Source organism: Streptomyces sp. SPB162 (assembly GCF_029504575.1).
Classification (GTDB): Bacteria; Actinomycetota; Actinomycetes; order Streptomycetales; family Streptomycetaceae; genus Actinacidiphila.
In genome coordinates this window covers 6,101,149-6,124,897 of sequence record NZ_JAQFII010000001.1, presented here as the reverse complement: position 1 = coordinate 6,124,897, position 23,749 = coordinate 6,101,149, and the positions used below count along the sequence as shown (strand labels likewise).

Sequence of the window (23,749 nt, the reverse complement as noted above, 5' to 3'; positions counted from 1 at the left end):
CCGCGCCGATCGGCGCCGGCAACCCGCCACCCTCTCGTGTCGAGGTCGCGCCACGCGCCCCGCCGCTGCCAACTGCCCTGATCGTTTTCAGGTTTCCGCAGGCCATAGGGTGCATCCGCGCTAACACCGACGTATTCGCCGCTGCCCGAAGGACGCATCGCCATGGCCTCCACTCCTGATCAACCAGCCGACACCACGGCCCGCCGCAAGGCCGGACGCCACCGTGGTGAGGGCCAGTGGGCGATGGGCCACTTCACCCCGCTCAACGCCAACGAGCAGACGAAGAAGGACGACGACGGTCTCAACGTGCGGACACGCATTGAGACGATCTACTCCCAGCGCGGCTTCGACTCGATCGACCCCGCCGACCTCCGCGGACGCATGCGCTGGTGGGGTCTCTACACCCAGCGCAGGCCCGGGATCGACGGCGGCAAGACCGCCGTCCTGGAGCCGCACGAGCTGGACGACGAGTACTTCATGCTGCGGGTCCGCATCGACGGCGGCCGGCTCACCACCGAGCAGCTGCGCGTCATCGGCGAGATCTCGCAGGAGTTCGCCCGCGGCACCGCGGACCTGACGGACCGGCAGAACATCCAGTACCACTGGATCCGGATCGAGGACGTCCCGGAGATCTGGCGCCGGCTGGAGGCCGTCGGCCTGTCCACCACCGAGGCGTGCGGCGACACCCCGCGCACCATCCTCGGCTCGCCGGTCGCGGGGATCGCGGCCGACGAGATCATCGACGGCAGTTCCGCGATCGACGAGATCCACACGCGCTACATCGGCTCCAAGGACTTCTCCAACCTCCCGCGCAAGTTCAAGACGGCGATCTCCGGTTCGCCGCTGCTGGACGTGGCGCACGAGATCAACGACGTCGCCTTCGTCGGTGTGAACCACCCCGAGCACGGCCCCGGCTTCGACCTGTGGGTCGGCGGCGGGCTGTCCACCAACGCCAAGCTGGGCGTGCGGCTCGGCGCGTGGGTCGCGCTGGAGGACGTCAGCGACGTCTGGGCCGGTGTCATCGGCATCTTCCGCGACTACGGGTACCGCCGGCTGCGCAACCGCGCCCGGCTGAAGTTCCTGGTCGCGGACTGGGGCAGCGAGAAGTTCCGGCAGGTCCTGGAGGACGAGTACCTGAAGCGCGAGCTCATCGACGGCCCCGCGCCCGTCCACCCCGAGCAGCAGTGGCGCGACCACGTCGGCGTGCACCGCCAGCACGACGGCCGCTTCTACGTGGGCTTCGCGCCGCGGGTCGGCCGGATCGACGGCTCCACGCTGACGAAGATCGCGGAGCTGGCGGCGGAGCACGGCTCGGGCCGGCTGCGCACCACGGTCGAGCAGAAGATGATCGTGCTGGACGTCGCGGAGTCCCGGGTCGAGTCGCTGGTGGCCGGTCTCGAGGCGCTCGGCTTCCAGGTGAAGCCGTCCCCGTTCCGGCGCGGCACCATGGCCTGCACCGGCATCGAGTACTGCAAGCTGGCCATCGTCGAGACCAAGGCGCGCGGCGCCTCCCTCATCGACGAGCTGGAGCACCGGCTGCCGGACTTCGACCAGCCGCTGACCATCAACGTCAACGGCTGCCCCAACTCCTGCGCCCGCATCCAGGTGGCGGACATCGGTCTCAAGGGCCAGCTGGTCACCGACGAGAACGGCGAGCAGGTCGAGGGCTTCCAGGTGCACCTGGGCGGCAGCCTCGGCCTGGACCCCGGCTTCGGCCGCAAGGTGCGCGGGCTGAAGGTCACCTCCGCCGGCCTGGGCGACTACGTCGAGCGCGTGCTGCGTCGGTTCGAGGACGAGCGCGAGGGTGACGAGCGCTTCGCGACCTGGGCCGCCCGCGCCTCCGAGGAGGCCCTGTCATGACCGAACGCGCCGCGCCGTTCTACTGCCCGTACTGCGGGGACGAGGATCTGCGCCCCTCCGAGGAGAAGGTTCCGCACGGATCGGGCGCCGCCTGGGAATGCCGGGCGTGCAACCGGGCCTTTCAGTTGAAGTTCCTCGGCCTGCTGGCCCAGGGACTTCACCAGAACCCCCCGACCGGAGGCGAGTCGTGACCACCGCACAGCACACCGCCGAAGACCTGCGCGATCTGGCCGAGCAGGCGGGCCGCGACCTCGAGGACGCGTCCCCGCTGGAGATACTGCGCTGGGCCGCCGAGACGTTCGGCCCGCGCTTCTGCGTCACATCCTCGATGGAGGACGCCGTCGTGGCGCACCTGGCGTCCCGCGCCTTTCCCGGCGTGGACGTCGTCTTCCTCGACACCGGCTACCACTTCCCCGAGACCATCGGCACCCGCGACGCCGTGGGTGCGGTGATGGACGTCAACCTGATCACGCTGACCCCGGTACAGAGCGTCGCGGAACAGGACGCCCAGTACGGCCCGAAGCTGCACGACCGTGACCCGGACCTGTGCTGCGCGCTGCGCAAGGTCAAGCCGCTGGAGGAGGGACTGACCGCGTACGACGCCTGGGCCACCGGGCTGCGCCGCGACGAGTCCCCGACCCGCGCCAACACCCCGGTCGTCGGCTGGGACGAGAAGCGCCGCAAGGTGAAGATCTCCCCGATCGCCCGCTGGACGCAGGCGGACGTGGACGCGTACGTCGAGGAGTTCGGGGTGCTGACCAACCCGCTGCTGATGGACGGTTACGCGTCCGTCGGCTGCGCCCCGTGCACCCGCCGGGTGCTGGAGGGCGAGGACGCCCGCGCCGGCCGCTGGGCAGGCCGCGGCAAGACCGAGTGCGGGCTGCACGGCTGATGACCACTCAGATATCCCAGGAGCGAGAGATGAGCGCGACAGCGAGCCCGCGGGAGGCAGGCGCCACGGTGTGGCTCACCGGGCTGCCCAGCGCCGGCAAGACCACGGTCGCCTTCGCGCTGGCGGACCGGCTGCGCGACGCGGGCCACCGGGTGGAGGTGCTGGACGGCGACGAGATCCGCGAGTTCCTCTCCGCCGGGCTCGGCTTCACCCGCGAGGACCGGCACACCAACGTGCAGCGGATCGGCTTCGTCGCCGAACTGCTGGCCTCCAATGGGATCAAGGTCCTCGTCCCCGTCATCGCCCCCTACGCGGACAGCCGCGAGGCCGTCCGCGGGCGCCACCGGAAGCAGGGCACCCCGTATCTGGAGGTGCACGTGGCCACGCCGGTCGAGGTGTGCTCGGAACGCGATGTGAAGGGGCTGTACGCGAAACAGGCCGCCGGTGAGATCTCCGGGCTCACCGGGGTCGACGACCCGTACGAGACGCCCGAGGCACCGGATCTGCGCCTCGAGACCCACGGGCGCACCGTCGAGGACTCCGCCGCGGCGCTGCAGGCGCTGCTCGTCGAGAGGGGACTGGCACTGTGACCACCGTTGCCGCACCCAATGAATCCGCGTACGCGCTGAGCCACCTGGACGCGCTCGAGTCCGAGGCGGTGCACATCTTCCGCGAGGTCGCGGGCGAGTTCGAGCGGCCGGTGATCCTCTTCTCCGGCGGCAAGGACTCCATCGTCATGCTGCACCTGGCGCTGAAGGCGTTCGCGCCGGCCGCGGTGCCGTTCTCGCTGCTGCACGTGGACACCGGCCACAACTTCCCCGAGGTGCTGGAGTACCGGGACCGCACGGTCGCCGAGCACGGCCTGCGCCTGCACGTGGCGAGCGTGCAGGACTACATCGACGACGGCCGGCTGCGCGAGCGCCCCGACGGGACCCGCAACCCGCTGCAGACGGTGCCGCTGCTCGACGCGATCGGCGAGGGCCGGTTCGACGCGGTCTTCGGCGGCGGCCGCCGCGACGAGGAGAAGGCCCGCGCCAAGGAGCGCGTCTTCTCCCTGCGCGACGAGTTCGGCGCCTGGGACCCGCGCCGCCAGCGCCCCGAGCTGTGGCAGCTCTACAACGGCAAGCACGCGGCCGGCGAGCACGTCCGGGTCTTCCCGCTCTCCAACTGGACCGAGCTGGACGTGTGGCAGTACATCGCCCGCGAGGGCATCGAACTGCCGGAGATCTACTACGCGCACGAGCGGGACGTCTTCGCCCGCAGCGGCATGTGGCTGACGGCGGGCGACTGGGGCGGCCCGAAGCCCGGCGAGACCGTCGAGAAGCGGACCATCCGCTACCGCACCGTCGGGGACATGTCCTGCACCGGCGCGGTGGACTCCGACGCCTTCACCATCGACCAGGTCATCGTGGAGATCGCCGCGTCCCGGCTCACCGAGCGGGGCGCGACCCGCGCCGACGACAAGATGTCCGAGGCCGCGATGGAAGACCGCAAGCGCGAGGGGTACTTCTAAATGACCAGCATCACCACCGCCGAGCAGATCGCGGCCACCTCGCAGCTGCGCTTCGCCACCGCCGGCTCCGTAGACGACGGCAAGTCCACCCTGGTCGGTCGACTGCTGCACGACTCCAAGTCGGTCCTGACCGACCAGCTGGAGGCCGTCGAACACGCCTCGCGCCGCCGCGGCCAGGAGGCGCCGGACCTCGCGCTGCTCACCGACGGCCTGCGGGCCGAGCGCGAGCAGGGCATCACCATCGACGTGGCGTACCGGTACTTCGCCACCCCGCGGCGCCGTTTCATCCTCGCCGACACCCCGGGCCACGTGCAGTACACCCGCAACATGGTCACCGGAGCCTCGACCGCCGAGCTGGCCGTGGTGCTCGTCGACGCCCGCAACGGCGTCGTGGAGCAGACCCGGCGGCACGCCGCGGTGGCCGCGCTGCTGCGCGTCCCGCACGTGGTGCTGGCCGTCAACAAGATGGACCTGGTGGAGTACGCGGAGCCCGTCTTCGCGGCCATCGCCGAGGAGTTCACCGCGTACGCGGCGTCGCTCGGCGTCCCGGACATCACCACGATCCCGATCTCGGCGCTCGCCGGGGACAACGTCGTGACCGCGTCCGCGAACATGGACTGGTACGGCGGCCCCACCGTCCTGGAGCACCTGGAGACGGTGCAGGTCGGCACCGACCTCACCGACGCCCCGGCCCGCTTCCCGGTCCAGTACGTGATCCGCCCGCAGACCGCCGCGCACCCGGACTACCGCGGCTACGCGGGCCGGATCGCCTCGGGCATCCTGCGGGTCGGTGACGAGGTGACGGTCCTGCCGTCCGGCGCGACCAGCACCATCACCGGTATCGACGCCCTCGGCGAGTCGGTGGACACCGCCTGGGCGCCGCAGTCGGTGACCGTGCTGCTCGCCGACGACCTGGACATCTCGCGCGGCGACCTGATCGCGCCGACCGCCTCCGCGCCGGCGACCACCCAGGACGTCGAGGCGACCGTCTGCCACCTGCACGAGCGGCCGCTCAAGGTCGGCTCCCGGGTGCTGCTCAAGCACGCGACGCGCACGGTGAAGGCCGTCGTCAAGGAGCTCCCGTACCGCATCAACCTGACGGCCGGGCTCGCGCACGAGTCGGGACCGGCGCAGCTGGACGTCAACGACATCGGCGCCGTCGTGCTGCGCACCGCCGAGCCGCTGCCGCTGGACGCCTACGCGGACTCGCGGCTGACGGGCTCCTTCCTGCTGATCGACCCGGCGGACGGCACGACGCTGACCGCGGGCATGGCGGGCGAGGCGTTCGCCGCGCCGGCCGCGGCCGGCGCGTCCGCCGCGGAGAAGGAACAAGAGGGGTGGGACTTCTGATGGTCACCGAGGCGTATTCGGGCTTCGCCAAGGAGGGCGGCCGCGTCGGCAGCGGCCTCCTCGGCGCCGGCACGGGCGGGGTGGCGCGATGTGCGCTCTAACCGCTGAACCGCGCGACCGCATGCGAGTACACCCGTGCCACCGAAGACCTGACGACCTTCCGGCCCCGCCGAGCTAGGCGCGTTCCGGACCTCCGAGAGGAACACCTCCCGTGTCTGCAAGAACCACCCGCAGCCTGAAGCGATCGATCGCCACTGCCGCGACCCTCCCGCTGCTCTTCGGCGCTCTCGCCGCCTGCGGGTACGGCTCGAAGTCCGACGACACGAAGGACAGCGGCGCTGCCCCGGTCGCCAGCTCGGGTGCCAAGAAGCTCTCCGCCGACGAGGTGAAGATCGGCTACTTCCCGAACCTCACCCACGCCACCGCGCTCGTCGGCCTCAACCAGGGCCTGTTCGCGAAGGAGCTGGGCGGCACCGCCGTCAAGACCCAGACCTTCAACGCGGGCCCGTCCGAGATCGAGGCGCTGAACGCCGGCTCCATCGACATCGGCTGGATCGGCCCCTCGCCGTCCATCAACGGCTACACCAAGTCGAAGAGCACCAACCTGCGGATCATCTCCGGCTCCGCCTCAGGCGGCGTGAAGCTGGTCGTCAACCCCGCGAAGATCAAGACCCTGGACGACATCAAGGGCAAGAAGATCGCGACCCCGCAGCTCGGCAACACCCAGGACGTGGCCTTCCTCAACTGGATCGCCGAAAAGGGCTGGAAGGTCGACGCGCAGAGCGGCAAGGGCGACGTCTCCGTCTTCCGCACCGACAACAAGGTGACCCCCGACGCGTACAAGTCCGGTTCCATCGACGGCGCGTGGGTGCCGGAGCCGACGGCGTCCAAGCTCGTCTCCGAGGGCGCCAAGGTGCTGCTCGACGAGCGTGACCTGTGGCCCGACAAGAAGTTCGTGATCACCAACGTCATCGTGTCGCAGAAGTTCCTGGCGGCGCACCCGGACGTCGTCGAGGCGGTGCTGCGGGGTTCGGTGAACACCAACGCCTGGATCACGGCCAACCCGGACAAGGCGAAGGCCGCGGCGAACGCCCAGCTCAAGAAGGACACTCAGAAGGCACTGCCGACCGGGATCCTCGACCCGGCGTGGGCCGGCATCCAGGTCATCGACGACCCGCTGGCCAAGTCGCTGACCTCCGAGGCCGACCACGCCGTCAAGGCCGGCCTGCTGAAGAAGCCCGACCTCGCCGGGATCTACGACCTGACGCTGCTCAACAAGGTCCTCGCGGCCGCGGGCAAGCCCGCGGTGGACGCGGCGGGGCTCGGCAAGCAGTAGCCCGACCTGTAACACGGAAGCCCGACGACGCGCAGCCGGTGTCCGTCCCGCAGGGGTCGGACACCGGCGGCCCGCAGCACGCACCGCCCGCCCGCCCACGTACCAGGAGGTGACCGGATGGCCACGGCAGTCAGGACCACCGAGCAGCACAGCGCGGACACCGCCGTCGCAGACGGCGCGCCCGCCGTTCGGATCGACCACGTCCACAAGGTCTTCGGCCGTCCGGGCTCCGCCCAGGCGGTCCTGGACGACATCACCCTCGACGTCCATCCCGGTGAGTTCGTCTGCCTCCTCGGCGCCTCCGGCTGCGGCAAGTCGACCCTGCTCAACCTGGTCGCGGGCCTCGACCAGCCGACCGCGGGCACCATCACGGTGCCGGGCGGCGGCCGTCCCGCGCTGATGTTCCAGGAGCACGCGCTCTTCCCGTGGCTCACCGCCGGCAAGAACATCGAACTGGCGCTGCGGCTGCGCGGTGTGCCGCGCGCCGAACGCCGCGCGGAGGCCGAGCGGCTGCTCAGTCTGGTGCGCCTTGACGGCTCGTACGGCAAGCGCGTCCACGAGCTGTCGGGCGGTATGCGGCAGCGCGTCGCGCTCGCCCGCGCGCTCGCCCAGGACTCCAACGTGCTGCTGATGGACGAGCCGTTCGCGGCGCTGGACGCCATCACCCGGGACGTCCTGCACGGCGAGCTCACCCGTATCTGGGCCGAGACGGGGGTCTCCGTCCTGTTTGTCACCCACAACGTGCGCGAGGCCGTCCGGCTCGCCGAGCGCGTGGTGCTGCTGACGTCGCGCCCCGGCCGGGTGGCCCGCGAGTGGACCGTGGACATCCCGCAGCCGCGCCGTATCGAGGACGCCGCCGTCGCCGAGCTGTCCATCGAGATCACCGAAGAACTGCGTGGGGAGATCCGCCGACATGGCCAGCACTGACACCGTTCCCGACGACCGGGGGGCCAAGCAGGACGCCGGCGCCCGGACGCAGGACCTCGCGGGTCTTGAGGCCGGGCTCGACGCCCTGGACACGGTCCAGGTCCGGCGCACCCCGTTCACCCAGGTCCTGGTCAAGAAGGTGCTGCCGCCGGTCTCGGCGGTCGTGCTGGTCCTCGTGGTGTGGCAGCTCGCCGTGCTGGCCGGGTTCGCGCCGGAGACCAAGCTGCCCGCCCCCCGGGCGGTCGGCAGCAGCTTCATGACGCTGTGGAACGAGGGCCAGCTCTTCGACATCGTCTGGACCAGCGTCGAGCGCGGGCTGCTGGGCTTCCTCGCCGCGGTCGCCATCGGCACCCCGATCGGGCTCGTCGTGGCCCGCGTCCCGTTCGTCCGCTCCGCCATCGGGCCGATCCTGTCGGGCCTGCAGTCGCTGCCGTCGGTGGCCTGGGTGCCCGCCGCGGTCATCTGGCTCGGCATCACCGACTCCGCGATGTACGCCGTCATCCTGCTCGGCGCCGTGCCCTCCATCGCCAACGGCCTGATCTCCGGCATCGACCAGGTGCCGCCGCTCTACCTGCGCGCCGGCCGCACGCTCGGCGCCTCCGGGGTCAGCGGCGCCCGGCACATCCTGCTGCCGGCCGCGCTGCCCGGCTACCTGGCCGGCCTCAAGCAGGGCTGGGCCTTCTCCTGGCGCTCCCTGATGGCCGCCGAACTCATCGCGTCCTCCCCCGACCTCGGCACCGGCCTGGGGCGCTACCTGGAGAACATGCGCGAAGGGTCCGACATGCCGGGCATCTTCCTCGGCATCATCCTCATCCTCGTCGTCGGCATCGCCATCGACCTGCTGATCTTCAGCCCGCTGGAGCGGCGCGTGCTGCGCAGCCGCGGCCTGGTGTCCAGGAGCCAGTGAATGAACGGGCCCGCCCACCCGTCGCCCACCGCCACCCCTGCGACGTGGCGCTCCGCGCCGCCCCTTCTGATCATCGCCCACGGCAGTCGCGATCCGCGCCATGCCGCGACCGTCCAGGCGCTGACCGAGCGGGTACGGGCGGCCCGGCCGGGGCTGCGCGTCGCCACCGCATACCTCGACTTCTGCGCGCCGACCGTGTCGCAGGTCGTCGACCGCCTCGCGGCGGAGGGGGTCCGCGACATCGTCGCGCTGCCGCTGCTCCTCACCCGTGCCTTCCACGCGAAGGCCGACATACCCGCCGTGCTGCGCGAGTCGACCGCCGCGCACCCGCGGCTGCGGGTCGCGGTGGCCGACGTCCTCGGCCCCTCGCCCCTGCTGACCGCCGCCTTGGAGCGGCGGCTGGCCGAGGCCGGGGTCACCCCCGGCGACCGCTCGACGGGGGTCGTCCTGGCCTCGGCGGGCTCCACCGACCCGGAGGCGATCGCAGTGATCGCTGAAATCGCGCGGGAGTGGCGGCACACCGGTTGGTGCGCCGTGCGGCCTGCGTTCGCCTCCGCATCCCTCCCCCGGACCGAGGACGCGGTCCGGCAACTGCGGGCGGAGGGCGTGCGGCACATCGCCGTCGCCCCCTACGTCATCGCGCCGGGCCGTCTTCCCGACCGCATATTCCGCGGCGCCCGCGAGGCCGGCGCCGACGCCCTGGCTCCTGTGCTGGGCGCGGCCCCGGAACTCGTCGAGCTGCTGCTGGAGCGCTACGCGGGGGCCCTCCTCCCCCGCCGGATACTGCTCTCGGCCTGACCGCGCGTCAGGCGGCCGGCGTGGTGCCGCTCGCGGTCACCGAAGGACCGGTCCCCGCCGCGGTAACGGCCGCGATGGTGACTTTGTACGCGGTGCCCGGGGTCAGTCCCCCGACGACGCGGAACATGCCCTTGCCCGACGGCTGGGTGACCAGCGTGTCCCGGCCGGTGACCTCGATCGTGCGACCGTCCGAGACGGTGATCACGTAACCCGTGACCTCTGCCTCGCCGGTGTTCACCGGCGGTGTCCAGACGACGGTCGCCGCGTGTGCCTGGGCCCGGAGTTTCGCCCCGGTCGGCGCGGCCGGCAGCGTCGTCACGGCGCTCGGCGCGAGAGCGGCCGACGGCAGCGACGCCGCCCCACTGCCCTTGGCGTTGGCCGCGCTCACGGTGACGGTGTACGGCTCGGCCGCCTTGAGTCCCGTGACGCGCAGGTAGCCGCGGGCGCGGAACTCCGCGGCCGTGACCGGCACGGTCACCGCCTCGTGGCCCGCGGCGTCGTACACGTGCGCCGTGTAGGACGTCACCGGCGCGCCGCCGTCGGCGAAGGTGGGGTTGAAGGTGACGGTCAGCGCGGTCGCGCCGCCGGTGTCGGTGCCCACCCGTGACGGTGCCTCAGGGGTGCTGAGCGCGCCGATCCGCCGGGTGAGCAGTCCGCGGTAGGCGGGTTCGAGGCCCGCGTTCGCGACGACCTCGGCGGGCGCGTCGGACGGTGCGGTGATGATGCGGTTGCCGGTGGTGACCAGCCCCTTGTTGTCGCCGTCGGCGGTCCCCTCCTCCCACCAGTTGTCCTTGACGAGGGTCGGGTCGTTGTTGCCGAGCGCGTCGCGGTAGTCGGTGTGCCGGCTCGCGACGTTGGCGTACGAGGCGCCGTACAGGACGTTGCCCTGGACCGTCTCGTACGTGCACCCGTTGTCGGTGTAGACGCTCTTGCCCAGCCCCCACTGGCCGTGGATGACGTTGCCGGTGACCTTCTCGCCGTCGGCGATCGAGGTGCCGGTCAGGCCCTGGGTGTAGATGCCGCCGCCGTCGTCCAGCATCTGCATGTAGTCGAAGATGAGGTTGTCGCGCACGGCGTTGTCGTGACTGGCGTTCGGCGTCGCGGGCGAGCCGACCTTGTCGGGCCAGCCGCCCCAGCCGAGCGAGATCGCGGAGTAGCCGACGTGGTCGATCTGGTTGTGGGCGATCGTGGTGTGCGTGGTGTAGCCGTTGAGGATCGCGACCCCGCCGTGGAACTCGCGGGGCAACGCGTAGAGGTGGTTGTCGGTGGCCTGGACGCCGGTGGCGGGCTCGGCGCCGTCGACCCCGCCGATCTCCAGGCCGTTGCCGGAGATGTCGGTGAAGATATTGCCCTTGACGCGGGCGTCCTCGGTGCCGGTGCCCAGCTCCAGCCCGGCCGCGCCGAGGTGCGCGAAGACGTCACCGGAGAACTCGACCGCGCGGCTGTGCGCGAGCGAGACGTTGCCGGGCATCTTCGTCCAGTTCGCGAACGGGCAGGTGCCGCCCTCGACGAAGTGGCACAGGCCCTGGGTGGCCCAGCCCGTCGGCCCGGTGATCGTGTAACCGGCCTGGATCTCGGAGAAGCCGCCGGGGCCGGAGGGGGTCAGCCAGGTCGCGTAGCTGAACTGCAGCCCCCGGAAGGCGACGTCGTGCAGAGGTGCGGCGGCCGTTCCGCCGCCGTCGATCAGCTTCTGCGCGACCGGCGCCTCGACGTCCGCCTTCCGCGGGTCCTCGCCGGGGCGCGGGAGGTAGTAGACGGTGCGGGCGGTGCGGTCGAAGTACCACTCTCCGGGCTGGTCCAGCAGTTCGTACGCGTTCTCGAGGTAAGAGGCGTGGCCGCCGTTGGTGAGCTTGCCGGGGCCGACCATGCTGACGGTCCGGCCGGGGATGTCCGGGAACTCGACACGCTTGTTGGAATTGTCCCAGCAGGGCTGGGCCATCGTGATCGTGGTGCCACTCGCGGAGGCGATGGGGCAGCGCGGCTCGGTCCACTGGCCGAGGCCGTCGCGGGCGATGTTCCACAGCGTCTCGCCGCTGGTGTAGACGAACTCGGCGTCGCCGATGTTCCGCCAGCCGGCGAGGGTGCCGGCGGAGGCCGTGTATCCCGTGGGGGTCGAGGTCAGTTCGACGGGGACCCGGCCGCGGGCGCGCTGGGCGCGCACCCCGTCGACGTACAGCTGCCGGGTGTCGGTCAGGCCGCTCGGCGCGGGCGCGGCCCACAGGCCGGACCGGCCGGCGACCTGGTGCCAGCCGGTCACCTGGCGGCCGCCGCTGACGACCGCGGACCCGGCGCCGTCCCAGATGACCCGGTGGCCGTTGCTCCCGGAGTCACGGGCGTCGAGCACGAGCGGCTTGGACTGCCGGTAGGTGCCGGGGGCCAGATGGACGGTGAGGTCGGCGGTGAGGTGTCCGACCCGGGCGCGGACGAGATCGCGAGCGTGCTCCAGGGTGCGGACGGGGTGCTTGGCGGTGCCGGCGGCGTGGTCGTCACCGGTCGGGGAGACGTGGACATCGAGTGGGGCGGCCGCCGGAGCTCCGGCGGCCGGAGTGAGTCCGGTGGTGGCGAACGCGACCACGGCCACCAGCGAGGCGCAGACGGCCGCGGCTCTGCGGCGGACGGGTTTCAGGGGGGCGGTCCTCAGGGGTGCGGGCATGGTCCCTCCAGGGGGATCGGCCTCGTAAGTGCCGGAAACATACGACCACTGCCCGCGAGGGTCAAGGGAATGCGCAGCAAACTCCCGTACGAGGGCCGAAAGTTGACCGATTCATCGGAGCACTGTGGGCTTGGTTTCCTTAGGCGATCTTTATAGGTGTAAGGGACCGACGTCTTCGGGGGGTGGGGATAGCCTCACCCGCATGGGGGAGAACCCCCACCACCAAGTCACCTGGAAGCCTGATGGGTCGCCCACCTCCCAGCCCCTAGCGTCATGGGTGAAGCAAGCGGCGTGGTGCCGCTGCCATGACGAGGGGGAACCGTGAGTCGCGGACGCGCACACGGCAGCAAAATGGGAATCGCCGCGGCGATGGGTGGCTGGAGCGCCCGGCACCGCTGGACCGCCGTGATCGGCTGGCTGGTCTTCGTGGTCCTCGCGCTCGCCATCGGGCAGATGGCCGGCCGGGTGGACGCCAGCCAGGAGGAGGGTCTGCCGGGCGAGGTCAGCCAGGCGGCGGGGATCATCGACGACGCGGGCATCAAGGGCGCCGCGGGCGAGATGGTGCTCATCCAGGTCAAGTCCGGCGGCACGGTCGCGGATCCCGCCGTCCACACGGCCGTGGACGCGGTCATAGCCGCGGTCAAGAGCACCGGCCAGACCGCCGACATCACCTCGCCCTACGACACCAAGGCGATCTCCGCGGATCAGAAGTCCGCGCTGATCCGGTTCGAGATGACCGGTGACAAGGAGACCGCCAAGGACCGCGTCACCAAGGTCACCGACGCGGTGGCGGGAACGCAGGCCAAGTACCGGGACCTGCGGATCGAGGAGTTCGGCGAGGCGAGCAGCCAGAAGGTGCTCGGCGACGCGTTCGGCGACGACTTCAAGACCGCCGAGTTCTCCGCGGTCCCGGTCGCGCTGGGCATCCTGCTGATCGCCTTCGGCGCGCTGGTCGCCGCCCTGCTGCCGGTCCTCCTCGCCGTGACCGCCTTCGTGGCCACCACCGGCCTGGTCGCGGTCGTCAGCCACCTGGTGCCGATGAGCGACACCGCCAACTCCGTGATGCTGCTGGTCGGTCTGGCCGTCGGCGTCGACTACTGCCTGTTCTACCTGCGCCGTGAGCGGGAGGAGCGGGCCGCGGGACACGACGCCCAGACCGCCATCAAGATCGCCTCGGCGACGTCGGGCCGCGCCATCCTCATCTCCGGCATCACCGTGATCGTCGCGATGGCCGGCATGCTCTTCACCGGGATCGCCGACTTCAAGGCCATGGGCGTGGCCACCATGATGGTCGTCGCGGTCGCCATGTTCGGCTCCGTGACCGTCCTGCCCGCCCTGCTCTCGCTGCTCGGCCACCGCGTCGAGAAGGGCCGCATCCCCTTCCTCAACCGTGCTCGCAAGAACACCCCCCAGGGCGCCGCGACGAGCAACAGCCGCTTCTGGACCACCGTCCTCACCCCGGTGCTGCGCAACCCGAAGACCGCCACCGTCATCGCGGGCGGCGCGCTGCTCCTCGTGGCCGCACCGGCGCTCGGGCTGCACACCGCGAACCTCACGATGAACCAGGAACTCGGCAGCGACCTGCCCATCATCCAGACCTACGACCGCATCAACGAGGCGTTCCCCGGCGGTCCCGACCCGGCCCATGTGGTCGTCAGGGCCGACGACATCAACTCCGCCCCCGTCAAGCAGGCGATCGAGGCGTTCCGCGCCGAGGCGGTCGCGAAGGGCGCCAGCAAGGGCCCGGTCACCGTGGTCGTCCACGCCAAGGAGAACGTCGCGCAGATCGACGTCCCGCTGGCGGGCGGCACGGACAAGGCGAAGGCCGAGGCCGGTTTGGTCCAACTGCGGGACGAGGTACGGCCCGACACGCTCGGCAAGGTTCCGGGGCTCGAAGCGCCCATCACCGGTGAGACGGCCGGCTCGATGGACTTCACCAACAAGATCACCAGCAGCGTCCCGCCGGTCTTCGCCTTCGTGATCGTCTTCGCCTTCGTCCTGATGCTGCTGTCCTTCCGCTCCCTCACCATCGCCGCCACCTCCATCGTCCTCAACCTGCTGTCGGTGGGTGCGGCCTACGGTGTGCTGGCCGCCGTCTTCCAGCACGGCTGGGGCGCGGGGCTGGTGGGCGCCACGGGCACCGGCGCGGTCGTCGCCTGGCTGCCGCTCTTCCTCTTCGTGATCCTCTTCGGACTGAGCATGGACTACCACGTCTTCGTGGTCTCCCGGATCCGTGAGGCCAGGATGCGCGGGCTCAGCACCCAGGCCGCCATCCAGCAGGGCATCACGACCACGGCGGGTGTCGTCACCAGCGCGGCGGTCATCATGGTCGCGGTGTTCGCCATCTTCGGAACCCTCTCCATGCAGAGCATGAAGCAGATGGGCGTCGGCCTGGCGGTGGCCGTCCTGATCGACGCGACCATCATCCGCGGGGTCCTGCTCCCCGCCGTCATGGCCCTGCTCGGCGAGCGCAACTGGTACCTGCCCAAGTGGCTCGGCTGGCTCCCGGACATGACCCACGACGAGGCCGTCCTGGCCCCGCCGGCTCCCCCGGCCGGCCGGCCCCACGAGGAGTACGACGCGGCCCGCGTCTGACCCTCCCCGCCCACTGCCGGCCCGGTCTCTCACGGGGGAGACCGGGCCGGCTCGTGTCCGCTTCCGCGCGCGGGCCCGCTACCGCTGGTAGCGGGCCAGCACGCGGTTTCCGTCCGTGACCAGCCGGTGGCGCAGTTCGTCGAGGCCGATGGCGCCGCTGTAGTACTCCTGGAAGGCGGGGGTGGCGACCTTGTCCTTCCACTCCGGGTAGCCGCGGACGGACTGGGCCGGCGCGGAGCGCAGGTAGGGGGCCAGCGCGGTGCCGGTGGACCAGCCGTTCCGCTCCGTGTGCAGGGCCGGGTCGCGCAGGGCGGCCGTGGCGGTGGGAAGCATCCAGTCGCCCTTGGCGAGCCGGACGACGTTGTCCGTGCGCAGCAGGAAGTCGATGAACGCGACGGCCTCCTTCTTGTGCGGGCAGTCCTGCGAAACGGAGAGGGTCTGCGGGCTGACGCCCTGCGCGCGGTTGCCGCCGGGCCCCGCGGGGGCGGGGAGCACGATCCAGTCGAAGCCCTTCGGGGCCTGCTGCCGGATCTGCTGGCGGTAGGAGAAGCCGAGCGGGACCATCGCGTACCTGCCGGCGAAGAATCCGGGCAGCGTGTCGGAGCCGCCCATGCCGAGCGTGGTGCGCGACGCGCTGTGATCGGTGTTGACCAGGTCGTGGATGACGCGCGGCACGGCCTGGTCGGCGGCGTCGAAGCGAACGGTGACCTTGCCGTCGGCGCCGCGCGCGAAGATCTGGCCGCCGGTGGACAGCGAGAGGTTGAGGGTCGAGCTGACCGGCTCCTTCAGTGGCCAGGCGACCCCGTAGGTCCCGTCGCCGGTCAGCTTCTTCGCGGACTGCCGGAACTCGTCCCACGTCCAGGGGGTGTCGGCGGCCGGGATGCGGACGCCGGACTTCACCAGCAGCGCGCGGTTGGCGATGATCATGCGCGGTTCCTGCAGGAACGGCACTCCGTAGACGCCCTTGCCGAACGTCGTGGTCTGCCAGGAGGCGGCCGGGATCGCGTCGCGCAGGGTCGGCGGAAGCAGGCCGCCCAGGTCGGCGAGGTCGCCGCCGTACGCGAAGTCCGCGAGGTCGTCGGAGGCGTCGTGGATGACGTCCGGCGCCTCCCCGCCCTCGAAGGACGTCAGGAGCTGGTCGTGGACGCTGTCCCAGCTGCCCTGCACGTACTCGACCTTGACGGCCGGATGGGTGCGGTTCCACTCGGCGACGAGTTGCCTGTTGGCGGCGACGGAGTCCTCCTGCCAGGCCAGGCTCTGGAAGCGGAGCGTGATCCGCCCGTCGTCGGAGCTGTCGCCGCCGCCCGCGCAGCCGGCCGTCAGCAGGGTGAGCGCGGCCCCGATCGCGGCCGCGGACATCGCGAGCGGGCGGTGGGAGGACCGGCGCATCAGCCCTTCACCGCCCCGGCCAGCATGCCGCCGGCGATCCTGCGCTGGATCAGCGCGAAGAGCAGCAGGCTGGGAAGGGTCGCGAGCAGCGCGGCGGCGGCGAGCGGACCGAGGTCCGCCACGCCCTCGGCGCCGATGAAGTGGGTGAGGATGATCGGCATGGTCTGCTTCTCCGGGGTTTTCAGCAGCACCAGCGCGAAGAAGAACTCGTTCCACGCGGTGATGAAGGCGAACAGGCCGGTGGCGACGATGCCGGGGGCGAGCAGCGGCGCGGTGACGGAGACGAGGATGCGGAACCGGCCGGCGCCGTCCACCGCGGCGGCCTCCTCCAGCTCGCGCGGCACGGCCCGGACGTACCCCGTCAGCATCCACAGCGCGAAGGGCAGCGTCCAGACGACGTAGACCATCACCAGGCCCGGCAGTGCGTTGATCAGGTGCAGCCGTTTGAGGATCAGGAAGAGCGGGATGATCACCAGCACGAACGGGAACGCCTGGCTGACCACCACCCATCCGGTGCCGGCCCGGCTCAGCCAGGAGCGGTGCCGCGCCATCACGTACGCCATCGGCGTCGCGAGGAGCACCGCGATGGCCGCGGAGCTGACCGCGACCAGCAGGCTGTTCAGGGCCGCGTGCAGCAGCGGTTGCTCGTCGAAGGCCTGCCGGAAGTTGTCGAGGGTGGGGTTCTTCGGCCACCAGGTGGGGTGCAGGGTGGCCAGCTCGCGCGGCGGCTTGAAGGCCGTCGAGACGAGCCACAACAGCGGGAACCCGAGGAAGACCAGGTAGCCGAGGAGCGCGAGGTACTGGCCGGTGCGGCCGGCCCGGCGCTTGATCAGCTGGTTGCGGGCGGCCGTCACTGGTCGTCCCCCCTGAGCCGGCCGGCCAGGTACACGGCCAGGAGTACGGAGATCACCGCGACCATGACGCAGCCCATCGCCGCCGCGTAGCCGAACTGCCCGTAGCGGAAGGCCTCTTCATAGGCGAAGAGCATCGGCAGCCGGGTGCGGCCACCGGGGCCGCCGTTGGTGAGCACGTAGACCAGCGCGAACGAGTTGAAGTTCCAGATGAAGTTGAGCGCCGTCATGGCGAGCGCCACCGGCCGCAGCGCCGGCCAGGTCACGGTCCGGAACCTGCGCCAGGCACCGGCGCCGTCCACCGCGGCGGCCTCGTGCAGCTCACGCGGCACGTTCTGCAGCCCGGCGAGGAGCGAGACGGTGGTGGTCGGCATCCCGGCCCAGATCCCGACGACGATCACGGCGGGCAGCGCCGTCGACAGCCCGGCGAGCCAGTCGGTGCCGTCGCCGAGGTGGAGTCGGCGCAGCGTCTCGTTGAGCACGCCCGCGTCCGGGTGGTAGACCAGCCGCCACATGATGCCGACGACGACCTCCGGCATCGCCCACGGGACGATGGCCAGCGCGCGGGCGAGCCAGCGCATCCGCAGTGGCTGGTCGAGCAGCAGCGCGAGGCCGAGCGCGAGCAGGAACTGGGGCACGGTCACCCCGACCGCCCACACCAGACCGATCCGGAACGAGTCCCAGAAGAGGGAGTCGTGCAGCAGGTCGGAGAAGTTCTGCAGCCCGGTCCACTGCGTCGGCTGGGTGCGGCCCGACTGCGAGTCGGTGAACGAGAGGCCGATCCCGTACAGCAGCGGTCCGACGCTCAACAGCAGGATCGGTATCAGTGCCGGGAGGACGAGGAACCACACGCCACGGTCGGGTCGCCGGGGGCGGGTCCTGGGTGGCGCGGTCGCCAGGGTCACGGCAGGCGGCTCCTTTGCGCGGCTCGTCGGACGGTCCGCCCGGCCGTCGCGAGGCCCCGGCGGGCCTCCGTCATGGTCCGGACCCCCGGGCGGCCCGTCAAGACCATGTGACGGCACGTCGGCTCCCGGCGGGCGCCCTCGGAGCACGGTCCGCGGGTAGGTGGGAGACTGTCGGTGATCATTCGGACGGGGAACGGCGGAAGGCGCAGTCGTGGGGCGATCGGGCACGGCGTTCACGGAGGAACGGGCACGGGCCGTGCTGGCGGCGGCGGCTTCGGTCCCCGACGCGTCGCCGGACGCGGCCGGGGCGCGGCTGCTGGCGCTGGGTGAGAACGCGGTGTTCGCGGTGGGCGACGGCCTCGTCGTCAAGATCGGCCGCAGCGCCGAACTGCTCGGGCGCGCCGAGCGTGAGGTACGGATCGCCGGGTGGCTGGCGGAGCACGACGTGCCGGCGGTGCGGGCGGCCACACCGCAGGCCCGGCTGGTCGACGGACATCCCGTCACGTACTGGGCACGACTGCCCGATCCGGTGCGTCCCGCCGGGGCCGCCGACCTCGCCGGGCTGCTGCGACTGGTGCACGCGCTGCCGGCCCCGTCCGCTCTGACGTTGCCGCCGCGCGATCTGCTGGGCGGAGTGGAGCGCTGGCTGCGCCTGGCGGGCGAGGCGATCGATCCGGCGGACGCCGCGTATCTGCGCGACCGACGGGACGGGTTCGCGGCGGCCGCCGCCGCGCTGACGCCCCGCCTGCCGCGCGGCCCGATCCACGGCGACGCGCTGCCGCGCAACGTCCAGGTCGGTCCCGACGGACCGGTCCTGGTGGACCTGGAGACGTTCTCCACCGACCTGCGCGAACACGACCTGGTGGTGATGGCGCTCAGCCGGGACCGCTACGGGCTGGACCCGGCCGCCTACGACACCTTCACGGCGACCTACGGCTGGGACGTGCGCGAGTGGGACGGCTGCGCCGTGCTGCGCGGCGCGCGGGAGACCGCGAGCTGCGCCTGGGTGGCCCAGCACGCCCCCGCGAACCCGGCGGCACTCGCCGAGTTCCGCCGCCGGGTCACGTCGCTACGCGACGAAGACCCCACCGTCCGCTGGTACCCGTTCTGAACAACGGCCACAGCGCACCGGAAGATCGACGGCAGCCGCCGGTGCCCCCGGCCGGCCCGTCAGCCCCGGCCCGTCAGTCTCGGCCCGTCAGTCTCGGCCCGTCAGCCCCGGCCCGGAACGTCCGGTTCGTCCAGCAGGCTGACGCCGGTGGACGCGGCGCGCTGCTGCGGCAGCAGCGCGTCCAGCCGGAGCGGCCAGGAGGCGTCCACGACGGCTTGCGGGTCGCGGTCGCGGCGCAGCCATTTCTGGTAGCCGGTGGCCCAGTCGGTGTACCAGCGGATCTGGGAGCGGTGCAGGTCCCAGAGGTCGGCCTCGCCCGCCTCCGCGTACCGCTCGCCCAGCGCGCGGGCGACCCGGACGGCGGCGAGGGCGTCGGCTCCCGCCTCATGCGCGTCGTCCAGCACCACCCCGTACACCGCGCAGGCGGCCTCCAGATTGCGCTTGCCCTTGCGGTACTTGTCCAGCGCCCGGTCCATGACCAGCGGGTCCAGGACCGGACCGACGGCGCGGCCCGGGGGCGCCTCCGAGGCCGGGCAGCCCGTGGCGGCGCAACTCGGCGGCGAGCAGGCTCAGGTCGAAGGGGGCGTTGTAGACGACGACCGGGACGCCGTCCGCCCAGTACCCGCGCAGCGCGCCGGCTATCTCGGCGACGGCCTCGCGGGCGGGGCGGCCCGCGGCCACGGCCCGCTCGGTCGTGATGCCGTGGATCGCGGTCGCGCCCTCGGGAATGGCGACGCCGGGGTCGACAAGCCACTCGCGGTGCCGTATCGGCTCACCGCCCTTGACCTCGGTGACGGCGGCCGTGACGATCCGCGCCTCGTGCGGATCCGTCCCCGTCGTCTCCAGGTCGAAGCCGACCAGCAGCTCCCGATGCCATGCCATACGCGCCTACCTCCCACTGGTCCCCCGTGTGCTCTGCCATCCTCTCGTGCACCACTGACAGTGAGTCCCTCGCCCCGAGGTCAGGACACCGGCCGGGAGTCGGCCCAGACCCCTTCGAACTCTTCGCGGTAGACGTCGAAGAGTCCACTGTGCTCACCGCGCGGGTCGTCCTTGACGACACGGCGCGAGGGACCGCGCAGCACCATCACCGGGACCTCCATCCCGCGGGCATGCCGCAGGTAGGACTGGACGACGGCGAGACCGTCGGCGCTGTCGCCGTCGACGAGGTACGCGGTGAAGCGCGGTGTCTCGTCGAAGACCCGGATCTCGAAGGCGCCCGGGTCGCGCAGCCGGGCCCTGACCCGGCGCATGTGCATGATGTTCATCTCGACGGAGCGGCTCAGCTCGCCGCGCCCGAGACCCAGCTCGCGCTCCCGGCGGCGGACGGCGCTGCTGGCGGGGTTGAGGAAGAGCAGCCGGATGCGGCAGCCGGTCTCCGCGAGCCGCATCAGCCGGCGGCCGGAGTAGTTCTGCACGAGGAGGTTCAGCCCGATGCCTATCGCGTCCAGCCGGTGCGCGGAGCCGAACAGGTCCTCGGCGGGCAGCTGGCGCTGGAGCCGGACCCGGTCGGAGTAGACGCCGACGACGTCGGCGTAGCGGTCGGCGACCAGTTCCTCGACGACGTCGACGGGGAGCCGGTCGGCCGCGGCGTAGCCCGCCCCGGCACCGAGGATGTCCAGCAGCCGGGCGGCGGCCCGTTCGGCCTGCGCCAGGACGGTGCGGGACAGCGCGCGGTTGCGGGAGACGACATGCCGGGCGACCTCGAGCTCGTCGAGCGCCAGTTCGAGGTCGCGGCGCTCGTCGAAGTACGGCTCGAAGCACGGCCAGTGCTGCACGACGAGCTCCCGCAGCTGCGGGAGGGTCAGGAAGCTGAGGATGTTGTCGTCGGCGGGGTCGAGCAGGAAGCCCTTGCGGCGGCTGACCTCACGGACGGCGGCAGCGCGCTGCACCCATTCGTGTCCTGCCGGGCCCGCGGCGGCGACCACCCACTCCTCGCCGTGCACGGGCTCGTAGATCGGGCGCAGCACGGCGTTCACGACGGCGCGCAGGCGCTGCTCGACGAGGTTGAGCCAGACGTATGCCCGCCCGGCGCGGCTGGCACGGGTGCGCACCTCCGCCCAGGCGTCGGCGTCCCAGTCCAGTTCCGCCCCTATCTCCAACGGCTGCGCGAGAGTGACCGCGCCGGGCGAACCGTCGGCTGTGGCGCCGCTCCGGTCTCCCTGATCCCCGCCACTGGGGAGCACAAGGCCTCCCGACGTCACCACGCCACCGCCTCCCTCCCCCGTCCACGATCAAGGAAGGCTACTGCCCACCGGGTGGCACCGCAGCCCTATCGACCCTACTTGACTACAACCGCACCGCGTCATCACCCTTACGGTTTCCGGCTGTTGGGAGACGGGCAGACATACCGCACCCCTCCCGGGGAAGATCCCACTTGCGCAAATGGCACTTTTGCGCCCACATCTACGCGAAGATGCAAGCGTTGACAACGATGTGACCGGGCGAACGGCCTACCGTCATCCGGTCCGGGAGTGGAAGAGTCGCGACATGCAAGTCTGGCCGGGTACGGCATATCCCCTTGGCGCCACGTACGACGGCGCGGGCACCAACTTCGCCCTCTTCTCCGAAGTAGCCGAACGCATCGAACTGTGTCTGCTGCACGACGACGGCTCCGAGACCGCCGTGGAACTGCGGGAGGCCGATGCCTTCGTGCGGCACGCCTATCTGCCGGGCGTGATGCCGGGCCAGCGGTACGGGTTCCGGGTGCACGGCCCGTACGAGCCGACCAAGGGCCATCGCTGCAACTCGTCGAAACTGCTGATGGACCCCTATGCGAAGGCCGTGAGCGGCTCGATCGACTGGGACGAGGCGGTGTACGGCTACCAGTTCGGGCGGCCGGAGATCCGCAACGACCAGGACTCGGCGCCGCACACCATGACCTCGGTGGTGGTGAACCCCTACTTCGACTGGGCCGACGACCGACCGCCGCGGATCGACTACCACCGCATGGTGATCTACGAGGCCCACGTCAAGGGCCTGACGATGCTCCACCCCGACCTGCCCGAGGAGATCCGCGGCACCTACGCGGCCCTCGCGCACCCGTCGGTCATCGGCCACCTGGTGGAACTGGGTGTCACCACCCTGGAGCTGATGCCGGTCCACCAGTTCGTGCTGGACCACCGGCTGGCGGACGCGGGGCTGAACAACTACTGGGGCTACAACACCATCGGCTTCTTCGCCCCGCACAACACCTACTCGTCGCTGGGCGACCGTGGCCAGCAGGTCCTGGAGTTCAAGACGGCGGTGCGGGCGCTGCACGCCGCAGGCATCGAGGTGATCCTCGACGTGGTCTACAACCACACGGCCGAGGGCAGCCACCTGGGGCCGACGCTCTCCTTCCGGGGGCTCGACAACGCTTCGTACTACCGGCTGAGCGACGACAAGCGCTACTACATGGACACCACCGGCACCGGCAACTCCCTGCTGATGCGCAGTCCGCACGTCCTACAGATGATCATGGACTCGCTGCGCTACTGGGTCACCGAGATGCACGTGGACGGGTTCCGCTTCGACCTCGCGGCGACGCTGGCCCGGCAGTTCCACGAGGTGGACCGACTGTCGTCCTTCTTCGACCTGGTGCAGCAGGACCCGGTGGTCAGCCAGGTCAAGCTGATCGCCGAGCCCTGGGACGTCGGCGAGGGCGGCTACCAGGTCGGCAACTTCCCGCCGCTCTGGGCAGAGTGGAACGGCAAGTTCCGCGACACGGTCCGGGACCTGTGGCGGGGCGAGAACGCCACCCTCGCGGAGTTCGCCTCCCGGCTGACCGGCTCCTCCGACCTCTACCAGGACGACGGCCGCCGCCCGCTGGCCTCCATCAACTTCGTCACCTGCCACGACGGCTTCACCCTCAACGACCTGGTCTCGTACAACGACAAGCACAACGAGGCCAACGGCGAGGACAACCGCGACGGCGAGAGCCACAACCGCTCGTGGAACTGCGGCGAGGAGGGCGAGACCGACGATCCGGACATCCTGGCCCTGCGCGGCCGCCAGCTGCGCAACTTCATCGCCACCCTGATGCTGTCCCAGGGCGTGCCCATGCTCTCCCACGGCGACGAGTTCGGCCGCACCCAGCGCGGCAACAACAACGCGTACTGCCAGGACAACGAGCTGGCCTGGGTGAAGTGGCCGAAGGAGGAGGAGACCGGGGCGCAGCAGCTGCACGAGTTCATCCGCACCATGGTCTGGCTCCGGCGCGACCACCCGGTCTTCCGCCGCCGGCGCTTCTTCCACGGCCGTCCGGTGGAGGGCACCCACGACGAGCTCTCCGACATCGCCTGGTTCACCCCCGAGGGCGAGGAGATGGCCCAGCGGGACTGGCAGGCGGCGCACGCCAAGTCGCTGGTGGTGTTCCTCAACGGCAGCGCGATCTCCGAGCCGGGCGCGCGCGGCGAGCGGATCACGGACGACTCCTTCCTGCTGCTGGTCAACGCACAGGCGGAGGAGATGGAGTTCGTGGTTCCGGTCGACCACGGGAACGAGTGGCAGCTGATCGTGGACACCGGCCGCCCCGAGGGCGTGGAGCCGGGCAGCGGGAAGAAGGTGACGGCGGGCGACCGCCTGCAGCTGACCGACCGGAGCCTGGTGGTGTTGCAACGCCCGGCGTAATCGGCGAGGCGATGTGATCGTAGGACCGTGCGGCGGGGTACGCACTCCTGC

Annotated in this window: 18 protein-coding genes and 1 pseudogene; 13 read left to right on the top strand and 6 right to left on the bottom strand. The window is 71.3% G+C overall.

From position 1 onward, the window contains the following. The first annotated feature begins 162 nt into the window (after positions 1-162). From M2266_RS27660 to M2266_RS27615, 10 genes are all read left to right on the top strand, one after another. On the top strand, positions 163-1,860 hold the full coding sequence (locus M2266_RS27660; RefSeq protein ID WP_277440623.1) for a nitrite/sulfite reductase: 1,698 nt from the start codon (positions 163-165) through the stop codon (positions 1,858-1,860). Then, positions 1,857-2,051, top strand: a complete 195-nt coding sequence (locus M2266_RS27655; RefSeq protein ID WP_277440622.1) for a hypothetical protein — start codon at positions 1,857-1,859, stop codon at positions 2,049-2,051. Before M2266_RS27660 ends, M2266_RS27655 begins: the two co-directional genes overlap by 4 nt. After that, positions 2,048-2,752: a phosphoadenylyl-sulfate reductase gene (locus M2266_RS27650; protein ID WP_277440621.1), complete on the top strand. Its 705-nt coding sequence runs from the start codon at positions 2,048-2,050 to the stop codon at positions 2,750-2,752. Before M2266_RS27655 ends, M2266_RS27650 begins: the two co-directional genes overlap by 4 nt. Further along, complete coding sequence (cysC, locus tag M2266_RS27645; RefSeq protein WP_277440620.1) at positions 2,752-3,342, top strand: adenylyl-sulfate kinase; 591 nt, start codon at positions 2,752-2,754, stop codon at positions 3,340-3,342. Before M2266_RS27650 ends, cysC begins: the two co-directional genes overlap by 1 nt. After that, positions 3,339-4,265: a sulfate adenylyltransferase subunit CysD gene (cysD, locus tag M2266_RS27640; protein ID WP_277440619.1), complete on the top strand. Its 927-nt coding sequence runs from the start codon at positions 3,339-3,341 to the stop codon at positions 4,263-4,265. The genes cysC and cysD overlap by 4 nt, the downstream gene beginning before the upstream one ends. Then, a complete protein-coding gene (locus M2266_RS27635) occupies positions 4,266-5,615 on the top strand; it encodes a GTP-binding protein (RefSeq protein WP_277440618.1) in 1,350 nt (449 codons plus the stop codon). It begins immediately after the preceding gene. 211 nt (positions 5,616-5,826) lie between these two features. Further along, positions 5,827-6,951: an aliphatic sulfonate ABC transporter substrate-binding protein gene (locus tag M2266_RS27630; RefSeq protein WP_277440617.1), complete on the top strand. Its 1,125-nt coding sequence runs from the start codon at positions 5,827-5,829 to the stop codon at positions 6,949-6,951. A gap of 117 nt (positions 6,952-7,068) precedes the next feature. Beyond that, positions 7,069-7,878: an ABC transporter ATP-binding protein gene (locus M2266_RS27625; protein WP_277440616.1), complete on the top strand. Its 810-nt coding sequence runs from the start codon at positions 7,069-7,071 to the stop codon at positions 7,876-7,878. Further along, positions 7,865-8,785, top strand: a complete 921-nt coding sequence (locus M2266_RS27620; protein WP_277440615.1) for an ABC transporter permease — start codon at positions 7,865-7,867, stop codon at positions 8,783-8,785. The genes M2266_RS27625 and M2266_RS27620 overlap by 14 nt, the downstream gene beginning before the upstream one ends. Continuing rightward, positions 8,786-9,583, top strand: coding sequence for a sirohydrochlorin chelatase (locus M2266_RS27615; RefSeq protein WP_277440614.1), 798 nt, complete (start codon positions 8,786-8,788; stop codon positions 9,581-9,583). It abuts the gene before it with no gap. Between the two features lie 7 nt (positions 9,584-9,590). On the opposite strand, the gene M2266_RS27610 is transcribed toward M2266_RS27615, so the two are convergent. After that, positions 9,591-12,236: a fibronectin type III domain-containing protein gene (locus M2266_RS27610; RefSeq protein ID WP_277440613.1), complete on the bottom strand. Its 2,646-nt coding sequence runs from the start codon at positions 12,234-12,236 to the stop codon at positions 9,591-9,593. A 351-nt stretch (positions 12,237-12,587) separates the two neighbouring features. Between M2266_RS27610 and M2266_RS27605 the strand changes: the two genes are divergently transcribed. Continuing rightward, complete coding sequence (locus M2266_RS27605; RefSeq protein WP_277440612.1) at positions 12,588-14,831, top strand: MMPL family transporter; 2,244 nt, start codon at positions 12,588-12,590, stop codon at positions 14,829-14,831. A gap of 78 nt (positions 14,832-14,909) precedes the next feature. Here the strand turns inward: M2266_RS27605 and M2266_RS27600 are convergent, their stop codons facing one another. Genes M2266_RS27600 through M2266_RS27590 form a run of 3 tightly spaced genes read right to left on the bottom strand, consistent with a single transcriptional unit; the run spans position 14,910 to position 17,976 of the window. Beyond that, on the bottom strand, positions 14,910-16,220 hold the full coding sequence (locus M2266_RS27600) for a sugar ABC transporter substrate-binding protein (RefSeq protein ID WP_277440611.1): 1,311 nt from the start codon (positions 16,218-16,220) through the stop codon (positions 14,910-14,912). Continuing rightward, positions 16,220-17,053 carry a carbohydrate ABC transporter permease gene (locus M2266_RS27595; RefSeq protein ID WP_277441384.1) on the bottom strand — a complete coding sequence of 278 codons (834 nt, stop codon included), beginning with the start codon at positions 17,051-17,053 and terminating at the stop codon, positions 16,220-16,222. The genes M2266_RS27600 and M2266_RS27595 overlap by 1 nt, the downstream gene beginning before the upstream one ends. A gap of 17 nt (positions 17,054-17,070) precedes the next feature. After that, positions 17,071-17,976: a sugar ABC transporter permease gene (locus M2266_RS27590; protein ID WP_277440610.1), complete on the bottom strand. Its 906-nt coding sequence runs from the start codon at positions 17,974-17,976 to the stop codon at positions 17,071-17,073. Between the two features lie 211 nt (positions 17,977-18,187). Here M2266_RS27590 and M2266_RS27585 point away from each other — a divergent pair, with 211 nt between their 5' ends. Next, a complete protein-coding gene (locus tag M2266_RS27585) occupies positions 18,188-19,087 on the top strand; it encodes an aminoglycoside phosphotransferase family protein (RefSeq protein ID WP_277440609.1) in 900 nt (299 codons plus the stop codon). A gap of 101 nt (positions 19,088-19,188) precedes the next feature. Here M2266_RS27585 and M2266_RS27580 read toward each other — a convergent pair. Beyond that, positions 19,189-19,969 (bottom strand): annotated as a pseudogene (locus M2266_RS27580) (3'-5' exonuclease). A gap of 80 nt (positions 19,970-20,049) precedes the next feature. Beyond that, a complete protein-coding gene (locus M2266_RS27575) occupies positions 20,050-21,291 on the bottom strand; it encodes an SAV2148 family HEPN domain-containing protein (protein WP_277441383.1) in 1,242 nt (413 codons plus the stop codon). A gap of 286 nt (positions 21,292-21,577) precedes the next feature. Here M2266_RS27575 and glgX point away from each other — a divergent pair, with 286 nt between their 5' ends. After that, on the top strand, positions 21,578-23,698 hold the full coding sequence (gene glgX / locus M2266_RS27570; RefSeq protein ID WP_277440608.1) for a glycogen debranching protein GlgX: 2,121 nt from the start codon (positions 21,578-21,580) through the stop codon (positions 23,696-23,698). The last annotated feature ends 51 nt before the right edge of the window (positions 23,699-23,749 follow it).